At 37.5% G+C, this 15,824-nt stretch carries 15 protein-coding genes, 2 pseudogenes and 1 other annotated feature; of the genes and pseudogenes, 11 read left to right on the forward strand and 6 right to left on the reverse strand.

Annotated features, from left to right (window positions below; translation table 11 throughout):
- Positions 1 to 147: pseudogene (locus STRDD10_RS10900) on the forward strand (IS630 family transposase); the annotation flags it as partial.
- 111 nt (positions 148 to 258) lie between these two features.
- On the opposite strand, the gene STRDD10_RS07300 reads toward STRDD10_RS10900, so the two are convergent.
- The 4 genes from STRDD10_RS07300 to STRDD10_RS07315 all read right to left on the reverse strand — a co-directional run bounded on the left by STRDD10_RS07300 (position 259) and on the right by STRDD10_RS07315 (position 3,160).
- Positions 259 to 897, reverse strand: coding sequence for a histidine phosphatase family protein (locus STRDD10_RS07300; RefSeq protein WP_067194484.1), 639 nt, complete (start codon positions 895 to 897; stop codon positions 259 to 261).
- A 15-nt stretch (positions 898 to 912) separates the two neighbouring features.
- The gene (locus STRDD10_RS07305; protein ID WP_067194486.1) at positions 913 to 1,389 is read right to left on the reverse strand and encodes an aminoacyl-tRNA deacylase; all 477 of its coding nucleotides are present in this window, start codon (positions 1,387 to 1,389) and stop codon (positions 913 to 915) included.
- A gap of 122 nt (positions 1,390 to 1,511) precedes the next feature.
- The gene (locus tag STRDD10_RS07310; protein WP_067194489.1) at positions 1,512 to 2,351 is read right to left on the reverse strand and encodes a peptidoglycan recognition protein family protein; all 840 of its coding nucleotides are present in this window, start codon (positions 2,349 to 2,351) and stop codon (positions 1,512 to 1,514) included.
- 494 nt (positions 2,352 to 2,845) lie between these two features.
- Positions 2,846 to 3,160 carry a hypothetical protein gene (locus STRDD10_RS07315; RefSeq protein WP_067194491.1) on the reverse strand — a complete coding sequence of 105 codons (315 nt, stop codon included), beginning with the start codon at positions 3,158 to 3,160 and terminating at the stop codon, positions 2,846 to 2,848.
- A 105-nt stretch (positions 3,161 to 3,265) separates the two neighbouring features.
- Here STRDD10_RS07315 and STRDD10_RS07320 point away from each other — a divergent pair, with 105 nt between their 5' ends.
- On the forward strand, positions 3,266 to 3,478 hold the full coding sequence (locus STRDD10_RS07320; protein ID WP_067194494.1) for a YdbC family protein: 213 nt from the start codon (positions 3,266 to 3,268) through the stop codon (positions 3,476 to 3,478).
- 103 nt (positions 3,479 to 3,581) lie between these two features.
- Here the strand turns inward: STRDD10_RS07320 and STRDD10_RS07325 are convergent, their stop codons facing one another.
- The gene (locus STRDD10_RS07325) at positions 3,582 to 4,115 is read right to left on the reverse strand and encodes a biotin transporter BioY (RefSeq protein WP_067194496.1); all 534 of its coding nucleotides are present in this window, start codon (positions 4,113 to 4,115) and stop codon (positions 3,582 to 3,584) included.
- 253 nt (positions 4,116 to 4,368) lie between these two features.
- Here STRDD10_RS07325 and STRDD10_RS07330 point away from each other — a divergent pair, with 253 nt between their 5' ends.
- On the forward strand, positions 4,369 to 5,100 hold the full coding sequence (locus STRDD10_RS07330) for a cyclase family protein (protein WP_067194498.1): 732 nt from the start codon (positions 4,369 to 4,371) through the stop codon (positions 5,098 to 5,100).
- A gap of 30 nt (positions 5,101 to 5,130) precedes the next feature.
- Positions 5,131 to 6,269, forward strand: a pseudogene (locus STRDD10_RS07335) (5-methyltetrahydropteroyltriglutamate--homocysteine S-methyltransferase).
- A gap of 374 nt (positions 6,270 to 6,643) precedes the next feature.
- On the opposite strand, the gene gor reads toward STRDD10_RS07335, so the two are convergent.
- Positions 6,644 to 7,993, reverse strand: a complete 1,350-nt coding sequence (gene gor, locus STRDD10_RS07340) for a glutathione-disulfide reductase (RefSeq protein ID WP_067194500.1) — start codon at positions 7,991 to 7,993, stop codon at positions 6,644 to 6,646.
- A 257-nt stretch (positions 7,994 to 8,250) separates the two neighbouring features.
- Here gor and STRDD10_RS07345 point away from each other — a divergent pair, with 257 nt between their 5' ends.
- The 7 genes from STRDD10_RS07345 to STRDD10_RS07375 all read left to right on the forward strand — a co-directional run.
- A complete protein-coding gene (locus STRDD10_RS07345) occupies positions 8,251 to 9,447 on the forward strand; it encodes an efflux RND transporter periplasmic adaptor subunit (RefSeq protein ID WP_067194503.1) in 1,197 nt (398 codons plus the stop codon).
- The gene (locus tag STRDD10_RS07350) at positions 9,431 to 10,126 is read left to right on the forward strand and encodes an ABC transporter ATP-binding protein (RefSeq protein WP_067194505.1); all 696 of its coding nucleotides are present in this window, start codon (positions 9,431 to 9,433) and stop codon (positions 10,124 to 10,126) included. Before STRDD10_RS07345 ends, STRDD10_RS07350 begins: the two co-directional genes overlap by 17 nt.
- Positions 10,126 to 11,385, forward strand: coding sequence for an ABC transporter permease (locus STRDD10_RS07355; RefSeq protein ID WP_067194507.1), 1,260 nt, complete (start codon positions 10,126 to 10,128; stop codon positions 11,383 to 11,385). Before STRDD10_RS07350 ends, STRDD10_RS07355 begins: the two co-directional genes overlap by 1 nt.
- 187 nt (positions 11,386 to 11,572) lie before the next feature.
- The gene (locus STRDD10_RS07360; protein ID WP_067194510.1) at positions 11,573 to 12,853 is read left to right on the forward strand and encodes an O-acetylhomoserine aminocarboxypropyltransferase/cysteine synthase family protein; all 1,281 of its coding nucleotides are present in this window, start codon (positions 11,573 to 11,575) and stop codon (positions 12,851 to 12,853) included.
- 191 nt (positions 12,854 to 13,044) lie between these two features.
- Positions 13,045 to 13,267: a binding site (T-box leader), on the forward strand.
- 81 nt (positions 13,268 to 13,348) lie between these two features.
- Entirely contained in the window at positions 13,349 to 14,356 is a 1,008-nt protein-coding gene (gene trpX, locus STRDD10_RS07365) for a tryptophan ABC transporter substrate-binding protein (RefSeq protein WP_067194512.1), read from the forward strand.
- A gap of 16 nt (positions 14,357 to 14,372) precedes the next feature.
- Positions 14,373 to 15,239 (forward strand): ABC transporter permease, encoded by an 867-nt coding sequence (locus STRDD10_RS07370; protein WP_067194515.1) that lies wholly within the window; start codon positions 14,373 to 14,375, stop codon positions 15,237 to 15,239.
- Positions 15,236 to 15,824 (forward strand): ABC transporter ATP-binding protein (locus STRDD10_RS07375; RefSeq protein WP_067194518.1); only part of this gene is annotated, 589 nt, incomplete at its 3' end. The genes STRDD10_RS07370 and STRDD10_RS07375, both read left to right, overlap by 4 nt.

Consider the following 15,824-nt stretch of genomic DNA (forward strand, 5'->3'; position numbering starts at 1 on the left):
CGAAAACGAGGTTTTAAAAATAAGGCTTTCCCATCATTGGAAGCTGTCATTGATAAGCTTCAAGAAGTTATTCAAGGATTGGAAAAAAATGTTTTAAAGTCCACTGTCAGCAGACAATGGACAAGGTTGTTTTTTGAAAATGGTTGAGTATAAAGAGTAGTGGTTCATTCTCTTAGATTGGTAATCGGTGAAATAGACAAACAGCTTTATCAGGTCTGTAAAGGAACTGATAAAGCTGTTTCATAATCTTACTATTTTTTATTCTGCAAGGGCTAGTTCATCAACGTAACTGAGGTCATTCCAAGCTAGAAGATCAAAATGTTGGAAATCTTTTGTTTCCAGTAGAGTGATACTAGCATTAGAGAGGCCACCGTCTTTACGTAACAGAGGCATATCGTAACCTAAAAGTCTACGGATTGATGCGGTCAAATTCGCACCATGACCGACGATTAAGACATTTTCATAATTTGTATTTTTTAGATTACGAACAAATTCAATGACACGATTCGTAGTTTGATTCACTGATTCAGCGTCAAAAACGTCTGGATTAAACTTTGCTAAATTATTTCGGAAAGCATCAATTTGTTGTGGATAAATAGCTTGCATTGTTGCAATTTTTGCTCCCTCTAATCTCCCTAAACGCCATTCACGCAAATTTTCTGACAATTCGATATCTTCCTTACAAGAATTGTATTTAGCAATAATTTTAGCAGTTTTATATGCTCGAGGCAAATCGCTAGTGTAGATTTTATCAAATGGGACAGTGGACAAATGCTCCGCTAACAGCTCTAAATGCTCTAAACTTGACTGAAGTAAAGGGGAATCACCACTTGCTCCTTGAAAACGTCCTTCTAAGTTCCATTCCGTCTTTCCGTGACGAACAAAATAAAGTTTCATATAAAAAGTCTCCTTTTACTTATCTATTAAGTCTCCAAAACTTGCTTCTACAAAATCTGCTAACACTTGTGCCTTTATTTGAATAGACCGTCCAATTTCTCCTGCTGAGACTATGATAAAATCCTCAGTTAAAGCGGACTGATCGATAAAGATTGGAAAGCGATGTTTTTGTCGGATGCCAACAGGATTATTCGCACCATGAACGTAACCAGTTGTTTTTTCTAAGTCTTTTTGAGGAATCATAGTAACTCTTTTATTTCCTGATAGTTTTGCCAACTTTTTTTCTGACAGATGCTCAGTGATAGGGACGATTCCAATAATTGGTCCTGTTTGACTTCCAGTTAAGGCTAGTGTTTTATAAATTTTTGATTTTTCAAAATCAGAAGGGCTATTGCCATCTAGTGCATTGATTGATAAACCTATGTGTTCAATTTTTGCTTTACTTAGGATTTGCTCCACTAAGGTTTTCTTGATTTTTTCTTTCTTAGCCATATCTATCTCCAAACTGTGTATCACCTTATTATACCATTTTTTTCTCTCTTATTTCTAAATTTAAAAAACTTTCAAAGTATTTTTAAACAACTTTGAAAGAATTGTTTCCTTGAGAATATAGATTAAGGAGTGAGTGTATTGTAGTATACTTGCACAATTTCTTTGAAATTGTTAATTCCGTAGGTAGTTTTATAATATTCCTCTGCTCGAGATGCCCAGTAATCACGTGGGTCAATATGATCTGTACCTCCTAAGTAGTTGGAAACCATTTCGTGAGTCCAAAGTGTCCCAGAACCATCAGCTTGTCCGATAGACAGCGGTAATTCAAGTCTACGAAGTGTAAGGGCAGTATAGTAAGCGGCAGTTGCCACTTGTAGTGTAAAATCTTCCCTAGTTTTTTCTCGCGTCAGTTCAAATTGAATGAACCTTGGATTTGCTACTCCACCGGCTCCTTGAGCCATAAATTCAGGATCTGCGATTTGGCGAATTTCATTATGATTGATGAAAGTATGAACAAAAACACCTGAGCTTGAAAAGTTTCGATTCATATAAGCAACTTCACTATCAATCGTTGAACGCTCATTACCAGTGTCATGGACAAGAACACCAGTTGGTTTCCCACCTTGAAATTCCCATTTAGGAAAGATTCCTTGATAATCATTGGTAACAGATGCTTTAGGAAATGAGAGGCGTTCGATTTCTTGATTGATTGGATTTGTTAAAATTAAACGAAGGTTACTAGCTTTTGTATAGTAAATTTGATGATCTAGTTCGATTTGAGCAAATACTTGACTATATGGTTGGTCTGCCTCTTTTACTAAGTGATAGTGAGTAATTTCAACCTGACGATCTATGGGGATAGGTTCGGAATGTATTTTTCTCAAATCGCGATAGAGCTTATCATCCGTTTCAGCTGTTAAAATAGCATATTGGTTACTTTCAACACCATTGGCATATGGCATACGATTAAGGGTAAAATAAAGGATAACACCGGATAGGAAGGCGGAGAGAACTAGAAATAATTTGACATAGATAGAGAACTGAGGGAGTGTTCTTTGTTTTATTCTTGCCTTCTTGTTTTTTTATTTGATTTCTTCATAACGAGATTGTAGCACAATAACATCTATTTGAAAAAGAAAAAGTAACACTGTATAATCAGTTGGTTAGAATGTTTGATGAGTTAGGAAATCCCGTGATCTTGGTTGATGTTGTTCTGTTAATTTAGTTTGTTTTAGGCAAAAACGAGCTATTTTTTGGTTCAGATAAGATTCCATCCGATAGGTTAAAACTGTATTTTATCTGAATTCCAAACTTTTTAAGAAGGTCAAGAGATGAGAGTGTCACATTTTATTTTGGTTAGTAAAATAAATTATTTAGCACTTGCATATAAAAAAGAAGCAGATTCTTCCTGCTTCCCTAAAATTAACATTCAAAAGATTACTTTCAGTAGGGTAGTTTAATCTAATATCTGGGATTTTCTCACTTCATTAGGAACTAGAGAGATACGTTTAATATCCGCGACACGAATAATTGTCGACATAGACTTGCGAAAATTTTTAACAACGAGTTGACCACGTTCTTGATCATATTTAATGATGTCACCTGTAAAACTTTTATCCGCAAAAATAACGTGAACGCCAGCCTGTTTTCGGATGGCTAAATCGATATTGCGGAGGACTGTTTCTGACTTAGACGCAGCTTGTTCATCTATTTTTTTACTATTTATAAAATTTGTCAGCTGTTCACCCATGGCAGATAAAAATTTTTTCATGGAAAATTTCCTCCGAACTTGTTAAAATATATTATACCATTTTTTTCACATTTGTAAAAATGATTTACGAATAAAATAGTAGAAATAAAGGAAAGGAGAAATAGTATGTCGGAATTTAAGTTTGAAATTGAGGAAAGTCTTTTGATTTTATCTGAAAATGAAAAGGGTTGGACCAAAGAGTTAAATCGTGTTAGTTTTAATGGTGCGCCAGCCAAGTACGATATTCGTACGTGGAGTCCTGATCACAGTAAGATGGGAAAAGGTATTACCTTATCAAATGAAGAGTTTCAAGTAATGCTTGATGCTTTTAAAAACTAAACAAATCGATTATAAGTTTTACAAATAAGATTAGAAATTAAAAAACCATCGAATCAATGCAGTTTCAGATAGATTCTATGGTTTTTTGTATAGTCAAGTGATACTAAGCAAAATAATTGATTCTTTTTAAACTTCTAAAGATGGGTTGACTAATCAAACTAATACAGATTATTTTTCCAAGATCTGGAAGTACAAAAGGAAGAACTCCAACGGTAAAGGCTTGTGAAAACGGCATTCCAGCAAGAAACATAAGTCCTAGTACCCCACCTAAAAAAACGAGACTGTCTCCTAATAGATTGGCAATAAAAATATGTAGTACACTAGAATTTTTTGAAGTTAAATATCCTGTAATACCTGCATAAAGCAAGTCAAACCAGAGATAACCAGCGCTTGGACCAATTAAAATATGAACTCCACCGGCGCCCCCCGCAAATACAGGAAGTCCGATCGCCCCAAGTAAGAGGTAAAGTGCTATTGAAAAAATGGCGTCACGTGGTTTGAACAAGGTAGCAATTAATCCAATAGCAAGGTTTTGTAGGGTAAAGGGGACAGGTCCTATAGGAAGAGTAACTTGTGCTAATACAGCTATAAGGGCAGCTCCCAGAGCAGGTAATGTGAGAGTATATGCTTTTTTCATCAAAAAATCTCCTTTTCATTTTTCTCTTCTTATTTTATCATTTTTATCTAAAATGTAAACCTTTATTTAAATACAGGGTAACAAATGATGTAACAGCTGATAGATATAAATAACAACTATATCTTTATCAAAAAAATAAGATTAACCTAATCTCTTATTTCATATTGCTTTGCACCAGATCAGCTGATATAATAAATAAACAATTATTTTTGGTATAGTTTGTAACTATGAATATTATTTTAAGGAGAATCGTATGTCAGACTTAATTTCTATCTATCAAACTTTAACATCCAAAAAATGGGTTGATTTGAGTCATCAGATTGATGAGACGAGCCCTCATTTTCCTGCTTTACCTGCATTGCAAAAGAAGGATTTGTTTACATTAGAAGATGGTTTTCATGTACAAGAATTTTCGGTTGTTGGCCAATACGGAACGCATATTGATGCCCCTATTCACTTTGTTAAGGGGGGACGTTGGTTAGACGAGATTGAACTCAAAGATTTGTTCTTGCCACTATTTGTTATTGATAAGTCAGCTGAAGTTGCTCAAAATCCAAACTATATTTTAAGCAAAAAGGATATAGAGGATTTTGAAGCTGTACACGGACAGATTCCTGCAGGTTCATTTGTTGCCTTTCGAACAGATTGGTCTAAACGCTGGCCTAATCAGGATGCTATGAGAAATTTAGATAAAAATGGAGTTCAACAGAGTCCGGGTTGGAGCCGAGAAGCTCTTGAGTTTTTGATTAAAGAGCGAAAGGTAAAGGCTGTTGGCCATGAAACGTTTGATACAGATGCGGGCATTCCAGCAGCTGAACATGGGCTGTTAAATGAATACTATCTGTTAGAACAAGACATTTTTCAAGTCGAGGTATTAACGAACTTAGATCAAGTTCCAGCTACAGGTTCTTTGATTTCCATTGCATTTCCACATTGGAAAGAAGCAACAGGTTCACCCGTTCGTGCGATTGCGATTTTACCTTAAATAAAGTTAATGATAGAAATGGAGTTAAATATGACACAGACGCATGCACCCTATCGGGTAGACCACGTTGGCTCTTTCCTTCGACCTCAAGAACTAGTTGTGGCTAGAGAAAAATTCACAGCAGGAGAGCTTTCTCAAGAAGAGTTAACTTTGGTAGAAGATCAAGCAATTCGTGAATTAGTAAAAAAGAAATCGCTACTGGTTTGAAAAGTGTGACAGATGGAGAATTCCGTCGAGCATACTGGCACCTTGATTTCTTTTGGGGATTTAGTGGGATTGACCATGTACAGGCTGCCGAAGGCTACCATTTTCATGGTGAAACGACGAAAGCTGATTCAGCTCTAATTGCTGGAAAAATTTCTGGTGAACATCATCCTTTTGTAGAACATTATAAGTTTTTGCGTGACTTGGTAGTAGATGTAGATGGTGTTGATGCGAAGTATACAATTCCTTCACCTTCACAATTTTACTTTGAACTCATCCGTGATGCAGAACATGTTGAAAAACTCAATCAAGTGTATCCAGAATTTTCAGTTTTACGTCAAGATATAAAAAATGCTTACCTTCAAGTTATTCGAGATTTGTATGATGCTGGTTTACGCACCCTACAAGTTGATGATTGCACATGGGGAGTTTTAGTTGATGATAATTTCCTTACAGCTTGGGGAGCTGTTCAAGGGAAATCGAAAGAAGCGGTTCGTACAGAACTTGCAGAACTATTTTTGACTCTGAACAATGATGTTTACAATCAGGTTCCAGAAGGACTAACTGTGAACACACATGTCTGTCGTGGGAATTATCATTCTACATGGGCCTCTTCAGGTGGGTATGCTCCTATTGCTGATGAATTATTTGATAAGGAAGTGGTTAATGCTTATTTCCTTGAATTTGATACGGACCGTGCAGGTGGGTTTGAACCTCTTGAGAAGGTGACACCTGGAAAAGGAGTGGTTCTCGGACTTCTGACTTCTAAGAGTGGAGAGTTAGAGGATAAAGAAGAAGTGATTGCAAGGATTAAAGAAGCAAGTCAGTATGTCCCACTTGAAAATCTTTATCTCTCTACTCAATGTGGCTTTGCTTCAACAGAAGAAGGGAACATTTTGCGAGAAGAAGATCAATGGAAGAAAATTGCTCTCATCCATGAAATTGCAGATGAAGTTTGGGGTTAGACATCAAATGAAGTGAGACTGTGCTCATCTAGGATCGCAGAAAAGGGGAGATTTATCTGAGTGTACACAGATAGTACATACAGAAAAAAACGAGGTTGAGCTACATTCTCAACCTCGTTTTTTCTTAGACTTAATCCATAAAATGATAAAGACTATGAGTCCAAATACGTTAAAGATGACTAGACCAATCGCCCAAAATATTGTTTTAGGCTTTATGTTCCATTTTTTCATACCATCTACCTCCCTTTAAAGTATCTTACCAGAAATTCTTACAATTTGCTAGTTTTTCTATAAGCTTACAAAAATGTAAGATTTCTTGCAAGATTTGTAAGATTGATTGATGGTTGGTAGAATAAGATTAGTATAAAATAAGATTAGCGCATGGTAACAAATTCTTCAGATCCTGTTGGATGAATGGCGACAGTAGCATCAAAGTCTTCTTTTGTTGCCCCCATTTTAATAGCAACTGCGAATCCTTGAATCATTTCATCAACTCCATAGCCAAGTCCATGGAGGCCGACGACTTTTTCTTCTAGTCCAGCAGTAATGAGTTTAAATTTAGCTAGTTGACGGTGGCTAGTGACAGCAGAATACATACTAGCAAAACTGGATGTGTATATCTTGATGTTATCTTTGCCATAGCGAGCAATTGCTTCGTCCTCTGTGAGACCGACTGTTCCGATCGCAGGATGAGAAAAAACAACTGTTGGGATTGTTGTATAATCCATTTTAGCACCAGTTTTACCATTAAATAAGCGTTCTGCAAGAATGCGTCCGGCTTTGATTGCTACTGGAGTGAGTTCCTTTTCTCCAGTCACATCACCTAACGCATAAATGCCAGGTACAGCTGTGTTTTGGTATTCATCTACAGCGATAAAACCCTGTTTGTTGAGAGTAACGCCGGCAAGGTCTAAGTTTAATCCTTGAACATTTGGTTTACGACCTGTTGCCCATATTACCGTCTCAGCGGTGTGTGAACTTCCATCCTCAAAGTCAATACGAATAGTATCATTGTTTATTTTTTCTAATTTCACTGGTACTTTATGTGTTTGGAGAGGTAACCCTGTTTTTTCCATTTCTTCTACTAAACCATCTACCAAATAGGTGTCAAAATTTCGGAGAGGACGGTTTTTTCGAACAAAGAGGTTAGTTTTCACACCTAAACTATGTAGGACACCAGCGAGCTCAACTGCGATATACCCTGCGCCTAGTATGGCAACGGATGTAGGGAGGTTTTCCCACGCAAAAACATCATCAGATGTTCCTCCGAGTTCAGCACCAGGGATATCTGGAATATGTGCATGTGCACCGGTTGCAATCACGATATGTTTTGCACGGATAAGCTCCCCATTTACTTCTACAGTTTGTTTATCAACGAAACGAGCACGACCTTCAATCAACTCAACACCATTGCGTTTAAAACTTCCATCATAAGATGAGCGTGCGCGGTCGATATAAGCTTCGCGATTTTTTCGTAATGTTTTAAAGTCGAACTGATGGTTTTCAGAAGTAAAACCATAGTATGGACCATATTGATGGATGGCTTCGGCGATTTGTGCACCATACCACATAATTTTTTTAGGGACACATCCTTTATTGACACAGGTTCCACCGAGGAGATTTTCTTCAATGACTGCTGCCTTTGCTCCGTGTTCACCAGCTCGATTCATCGTAGCAATGCCACCACTACCTCCACCTATTGAAATAATATCATATTCTTTCATTACAAACTCCTTCATCATTAGTTTAATGAGCTTATTGTACTATTTTTATAAACTAAAAGCAAAAATCTGCTACGGCATAGATTTTTTATGAATGTGCTTGTAAAATATAGAATAAAGTTGTATGATATAGTATAAGTGTTAGAAAAAATCTTGTATGTCATTCAGGCACAAATTTTGTCTTTCTAGGCACAATGGTTCTTAAAAAACAAAATTATGGTATAATATTGTTAGGTTTATTTAATTATAAAGGAGAAATCATGAAAAAAACGAGAAAACTTAAAAAATGGCAAATTAATAGCTTAATAGGTGCTGCAGCTTCGGTTGTGGTTATTGGGGGTGCTATTTTTATTTGGGGAGGAAATTCTTCTTCAACTGCTATTGCAGAGACAATGAGAGTTGTAAAAGCTTCTCAAGGAGAAGTTGCCTCTTCTGTGTTGTTGTCAGGTGCGGTTAAAGCTGGTGCAGAACAATACGTGTACTATGATTCTAGTAAAGGGGATTTAGAATCAGTTTATGTAAATGTTGGAGATGAAGTATATAACGGGCAGGCTATTGCTCAATACCGTACGACAGATGCTCAAGTTGCCTATGATTCGGCTGTTCGTGCACAAAATCGTATCGCTCGTCAGATTAACGAATTACAGACTACAGGAGTAGTTACTCCTTCCTCACAAGAAACTACTGGGCAATCTGAAGGGGGCGAAGAAACTCAAGCAGCAACGGCGCAAACACAAGCTAATGCACAATCAAACTATAATAGTCAGTTGGCAGACTTGCAATCTTCTTATGCCGATGCTACTGATAATGTTACGAAAGCATGGAATAGCTTAAATGCCACAACTGTCCTTTCTACAGTGGATGGAACAGTTGTAGAAGTTAATCGAGATGTATCCAAATCTACTACAGGAAGCAGTCAAACGATTGTTCATATTGTGAATAATGGTAGTTTGCAAGTTGAGGGAGAACTTTCTGAGTACAATCTTCCAAATTTGCATGTTGGACAAGAAGTGACAATGACTTCAAAAGTATACCCAGATAAAACTTGGACTGGAACAATTAACTATATTTCAGAGTATCCAAAGGATGCAAGTGCTGCAGCTTCAACTGGAACAACTGGGGGAGCATCTGGTGGTGCAAAATATCCATTTAGAATTACTTTTACAAGTGACATTGCAGAATTAAAACAAGGGTTTAGCATGAATATCGAAGTTAAAAATGCGAATCAAGGTATTCTTGTTCCAGTTTCTGCCATTTTGTCTGAGGATGGGAAGAATTACGTTTGGACTATAGATGGAAACAATAAAGCTAAGAAAGTTGAAGTTACTCTCGGTGTAGCTGATGCAGAAAACCAAACTATTACTGCTGGTTTAACCCAAGACGAAAAGGTGATTGCAAATCCGACCCCAGAACTCCAAGATGGCAAAGAGGTAGGAAAATATGAAGAAACTAATTGAGTTACATAATATTAACAAAACCTACATTAACGGAGACCAGGAGTTGCGTGTCCTCAAGGATATTAATCTTGAAGTTGAAGAAGGTGAGTTCGTCGCGATTATGGGTCCATCCGGTTCAGGAAAGTCTTCTCTTATGAATGTGATTGGGATGCTGGATACGCCTACAAGTGGAAAATACCGTTTGGAAGGCAAGGAAGTTGCGGGTTTAAGTGAGAAAAAATTAGCACATGTTAGAAATCGCCAGATTGGATTTGTTTTTCAACAGTTTTTCCTCTTATCAAAGTTGACTGCCCTTCAAAATGTTGAATTACCTCTCATTTATGCCGGTGTTTCTCCTAATAAGCGAAAGCAGTTAGCAGAAAAATTTTTAGAGAAAGTTGAGTTAGCTGAGCGTATGCATCATTTACCGTCTGAATTATCAGGAGGGCAAAAACAACGTGTAGCGATTGCACGTGCCTTGGTGAACAATCCGTCGATTATCCTTGCTGATGAACCGACGGGAGCTCTGGATACTAAAACCGGGGACCAGATTATGGAATTCTTGACGGAGTTAAATAATGAAGGAAAGACGATTATAATGGTTACGCATGAACCTGAAATTGCTGCATACGCCAAACGCCAGATTGTTATTCGCGATGGTATTATCTCATCTGATAGTAAGCAAGAAGGAGGAATTTGATGCAAAATCTAAAGTTTGCCCTTAGTTCCATCATGGGACATAAAATGCGCTCCTTCTTGACCATGATTGGGATCATTATTGGGGTTGCTTCTGTTGTTGTTATCATGGCATTGGGTAATGGGATGCAACAGGGGGTTAATAAACAAATCAATGAAGAGCAGCAGTACATGTCGCTTAATTACTCAACAAAAAAGAGTAATTACATGTTGGGCATGAGTTTGACAGGGGGAATGTCTGATGATACGGATATTGATAATGAGGTTCAAGAAACACCGCCTGCTATTCAAGAAAATTGGGCCAAAGAACTGCTCAAAGTTGAAGGTGTGGATGGTTATTATGTTGTGAATAACTCATCAGCTACGTTCACTTATCTAAATAAGTCTGCAGATAACATTACGATATTAGGGGTGAATAGCACATTCTTTAGTATTCGAAATTATGAAGTGTTAGCAGGTCGCAATTTGACTGCATCTGATTATCAAACATTTTCACGTGTAGTTATGTTAGATGAAAGCTTGGCAAATCAACTTTTTGGAGACGCAGCTACTGCGCTTAACAAGGTAGTTGGAGTCGGGGATAATGCGAGTTACCGAGTAGTAGGTGTTTATAAAGATCCGAATGCAGGCCGTAGTTTTTCTAGTGGCGGTGGAGCTATTATGGCAAATACCCAAGTTGCTGCTGAGTTTGGGATTGACGATATTCAGACAGTATTTATCTATAACAAGGATGTGTCTAAAGCAACAGAAACAGGAGTTGCTGCAGCTAAGCGCTTAACTGAATTATCTGGTGTTCGTCAAGGAGAGTATCAAATTTTAAATACTCAGAGTATCTTAGAGCAAAGCAAACAAATAACAGGAATGATTACGACTGTCATTGGTGCAATAGCTGGAATTTCACTCTTGGTCGGTGGGATTGGTGTGATGAATATCATGCTGGTTTCTGTTACAGAACGAACAAGAGAGATAGGACTTCGTAAAGCTTTAGGAGCGACCCGAGGAAATATTTTGACACAATTTTTGATTGAATCAATGATTTTAACGCTTTTTGGTGGTGTGATTGGTTTAGGTTTGGCTTATGGGATTAACGGTATTCTAGCAGCAGTGATTCCTGAAGACGTCTTTGGAGGTCCACCTGTGGTATCTTTATCAGCGGGTATTGCTAGTCTTCTTTTCTCTGCAGTAATTGGTATTGCTTTTGGAATTTTACCAGCCAATAAAGCTTCAAAACTAGATCCGATAGAAGCTCTTCGATATGAATAGAAAAATGAAACATCGCTAATTTGCGGTGTTTTTTTATTTTGATGATTACAGTAATTCATTAATTGTTAGAAAAACTGCTTATGATATTTATGGCTAATCCCTAATAATTTTTTCCTTTCTCTTTTCTGATATATCTTTTTTATATCTGACATAAAAAAGATATATTGGTTGTTTTTGGAGGAAGAATATGACACGAAACTTTAAATTTGAGACCCTACAATTACATGCTAGTCAAACAGTTGATGCAACGACTAAATCAAGGGCCGTACCCATTTATCAAACGAGCTCTTATGTATTTGAGGATACAGAAGAAGCGGCGGTTCTATTTGCTCTACGTAAGTCAGGAAATATTTACACTCGCATTACGAATCCTATTACTGCGGCTTTTGAAGAAAGAATTGCTGCTCTGGAAGGAGGTGTGGGAGCTCTTGCTACTGCATCAGGTATGGCGGCTATTACATATACCATATTAGCTCTTGCACATGCAGGAGATCATGTAGTAGCAGCTTCCACTATATATGGAGGGACCTACAATCTTCTCAAAGAAACGCTTCCTAGGTATGGAATTACAACAAGTTTCGTTGATATTGATCGCATAGCTGAAGTTGAAGAAGCAATTCAGGATAATACTAAGTTGGTATTAATTGAAACATTGGGAAATCCACTTATTAATATCCCTGATTTTGAAAAACTGGCACAAATAGCTCACAAACATAGTATTCCTCTAGTAGCTGATAATACCTTTGCGACTCCCTACTTGATCAACGTATTTTCTTATGGAGTTGACATTGTAGTGCATTCTGCTACAAAATTTATCGGAGGTCATGGGACTACAATTGGAGGAGTGATTGTTGATAGTGGGAAGTTTGACTGGGCTATCTCAGGGAAATTTCCTCAATTTGTAGAAGAAGACCCAAGTTACCATCAGATTAGTTACACGCGTGATGTAGGAGTCGCTGCCTTCATAACTGCGGTGCGTGTTCAATTACTTCGTGATACAGGTGCGGCTTTGTCACCGTTTAATACCTTTTTGCTATTACAAGGTTTGGAAACTTTGTCACTTCGAGTGGAACGCCATGTCTCTAATGCTGAGAAAATTGTAGAATTCCTTGATCGTCATCCAAAAGTAGAGCAGGTGAATTATCCTAAGTTAATAGATAGTCCATACCATACTCTTGCGGAAACATATTTTAAAAAAGGGGTTGGTTCCATTTTTACGTTCCATGTTAAAGGAGGAGAAGCGGAAGCTCGTAAGGTTATTGATAGTTTGAAGATTTTTTCTAACTTGGCTAATGTTGCAGATGCCAAGTCACTTGTTGTTCATCCAGCGACAACGACTCATGGACAGTTGTCACCACTAGAACAGCAAGAAGCTGGTATTACCCCAAATCAAATTCGTCTTTCAATTGGTTTAGAACATGTTGATGATTTAATAGAGGATTTAAACATTGCCTTAGAAAGTATTTAATTTTTTGGGGAGGAAATAGGAGGGAATTCTTTTGAAGCTCCATCTATAACAGTCGTAAATGGAACAATTAAGTGATTGAAAGAAAATGAGCTATAAAATGATCTGTCAAAGAAGAGATACTATCTAATTGATTTATTCAATTTTTCATTGTTTTCTGAATATTCAGTCTTGACATCTTTCATAAAATAGTCTAAAATAGAATCATTCAGATAAGTAGTAAAAAGAAACTTTCAGAGAGGTCGTGGTTGTTGAAAACGGCTAGTGGAATTTTATGAAATTGGGCTGAAGTGTAAAATGAATTTGAAGGAATAAAAATTCGGTAGGCACACCTTATAGTGCAGTCCTTGTTAGGGGATTAGAGTGGAAAGAAAATTTTCTTTCAAGTGAGGTGGCACCGCGTTCATCGTCCTCACATGTCATTGACATGTGAGGATTTTTTGTTTATCTTCGAATTTTATATCTAAATTAGTAACGTAATTTTAAGGAGGAACTCTTATGAAAAACAAACGTTTAGTTGGAATGCTGGCTGCTGTGGCAGTTTTAGTTGCTGGAGCCGTAGCTTACTCAAGCTTATCAAACAATCCATCAAAATCGTCTACAGGTACAAGTACCAGTTCAAAAATTGGTGTCCTACAATATGTGACACATGCTTCTCTAGATGAAATTTATCGTGGTATACAAGATGGTCTAGCAGAAGAAGGTTATAAAAATGGTGAGAATTTAACCATTGATTTTATGAATGCGGAAGGTGATCAGAGTAAAGTTGCTACGATGAGTAAGCAATTAGTATCTAATGGAAATGATGTCTTTATAGGGATAGCTACTCCTGCAGCTCAAGGTTTAGCAAATGCAACGAGTGATAAACCAGTTATTATGGGGGCTATTACAGATCCTATTGGTGCAAAACTAGTCTCGTCACTTGAAAAACCAGGAGGAAATGTTACAGGAGTCTCAGATGGAAACCCTGCAGCTCAACAAGTGGAATTGATCCAATCCTTAACTCCAGAAGTAAAAACGATTGGTATTCTTTATTCAAGTAGTGAAGATAATTCTAAGAGTCAAGTGGAGGAATTTACTAAATTAGCAGAAGCTGCAGGATTCAAAGTGGAAGCCTATACTGTTCCATCGACAAATGAAATTGCATCTACTGTTGGTGTGATGGTTGGAAAAGTAGATGCAATTTGGGTTCCGATTGATAATACGATTGCATCTGCCTTTCCGACAGTGGTATCCGCAAATAAAGAAGCTAAAAAACCAATTTATCCAAGTGCAGCAGCTATGGTAGAAGAAGGAGGGCTGGGATCTGTTGTCGTTGATCAACATGATCTTGGTGTTGCTACTGGGAAAATGGCTGCTAAGATTTTGAAAGGTGGAAATCCTGCTAATACAGCTGTGGAAATCTTCAATACTGGTAAATCTGTTATTAATAAAAAGGTGGCTTCAGAATTAGGAATCACAATCCCAGAAGCTGTTGAAAAAGCAGCTGGTCAGGTTATTGAGTAAATCAAAAGGAACGGATATGTTTATTTCGACTATTTCACAAGGGATAGTTTGGGCTATTTTGGGAGTTGGTATTTTCATGACTTTTAGAATCCTAGACTTTCCGGATATGACTACAGAGGGGAGTTTTCCATTAGGGGGAGCAGTTGCTGTTACTTTGATTACGAATGGAGTAAATCCCCTTCTTGCGACACTTGTAGCAGTGCTAGCTGGTTGTTTAGCTGGTCTTGCTACTGGACTTCTCTATACAGTAGGAAAAATTCCTACTCTTCTTGCGGGAATTTTGGTAATGACTTCTTGCCATTCGATCATGTTGATGATTATGGGAAGAGCTAACCTTGGTCTCTTAAATAGCAGTTTAATTCAAGATTTTTTGCCATTTTCAGGAGCAATTAATACGCTGTTAACCGGTCTCTTCTTCGTTATTATGGTGATTCTTGCTTTGATCTTTTTCTTAGATACTAAGTTGGGCCAAGCTTATATTGCAACTGGTGATAATCCAGACATGGCTCGCAGTTTTGGGATTCATACTGGACGGATGGAAGTTATGGGGTTAGTGTTGTCAAATGGTGTGATTGCTTTAGCGGGTGCTTTAATTGCACAGCAAGAGGGATATGCAGATGTTTCTCGAGGGATAGGTGTTATTGTTGTTGGATTAGCAAGTCTTATCATTGGAGAAGTGCTGTTTAAAGGTTTAACGTTGGCGGAAAGATTGGTTGCGATTGTAATTGGCTCGATTGCCTATCAATTTCTCATTTGGGGTGTGATTGGTTTAGGCTTTAATACTAGTTACCTACGTCTATACAGTGCGGTAATTCTGGCTATTTGCCTTCTTATTCCAGAGTTAAAAAGTAAATTCTTCAAAGGAGTCAAGTTAAGCAGATGAAAGTAGTTGTAGAATTAAGAAATGCCACTAAGGTTGTCAATAACGGCTTTGGAGAAGAGAAAGTCATCCTGAAAGATGTCAATTTAAGAATTTATGAACATGATTTTATTACAATCTTAGGTGGAAATGGCGCTGGAAAGTCAACTCTTTTTAATGTCATAGCAGGAAGTATTGAATTAACAAGTGGCTCGGTTTACATTATGGGTGAAGACGTCACCAAGTTAAAATCAGAAAAACGAGCCAAGTATTTATCACGCGTTTTTCAAGATCCTAAAATGGGGACATCCCCTCGAATGACCGTTGCTGAAAATCTTTTAATTTCAAAATATCGTGGTGAAAGACGACTTTTGGTTCCTAGGCGTTTAGCTGCTCATAAAAATGAGTTTAAACAAACGATTGAAAAAGTCGGAAATGGACTAGAAAATCATCTCTCTACCCCTGTTGACTCACTTTCAGGAGGACAACGCCAAGCACTTAGTTTGCTAATGGCTACATTGAAGCGTCCAGAACTCTTGCTATTAGATGAACATACAGCCGCGCTGGATCCAAAGACAAGTGTATCTCTTATGAAATTAACAGATGAGT

The sequence above is a fragment of the Streptococcus sp. DD10 genome (assembly GCF_001578805.1).
In the GTDB taxonomy this organism is placed as follows: domain Bacteria; phylum Bacillota; class Bacilli; order Lactobacillales; family Streptococcaceae; genus Streptococcus.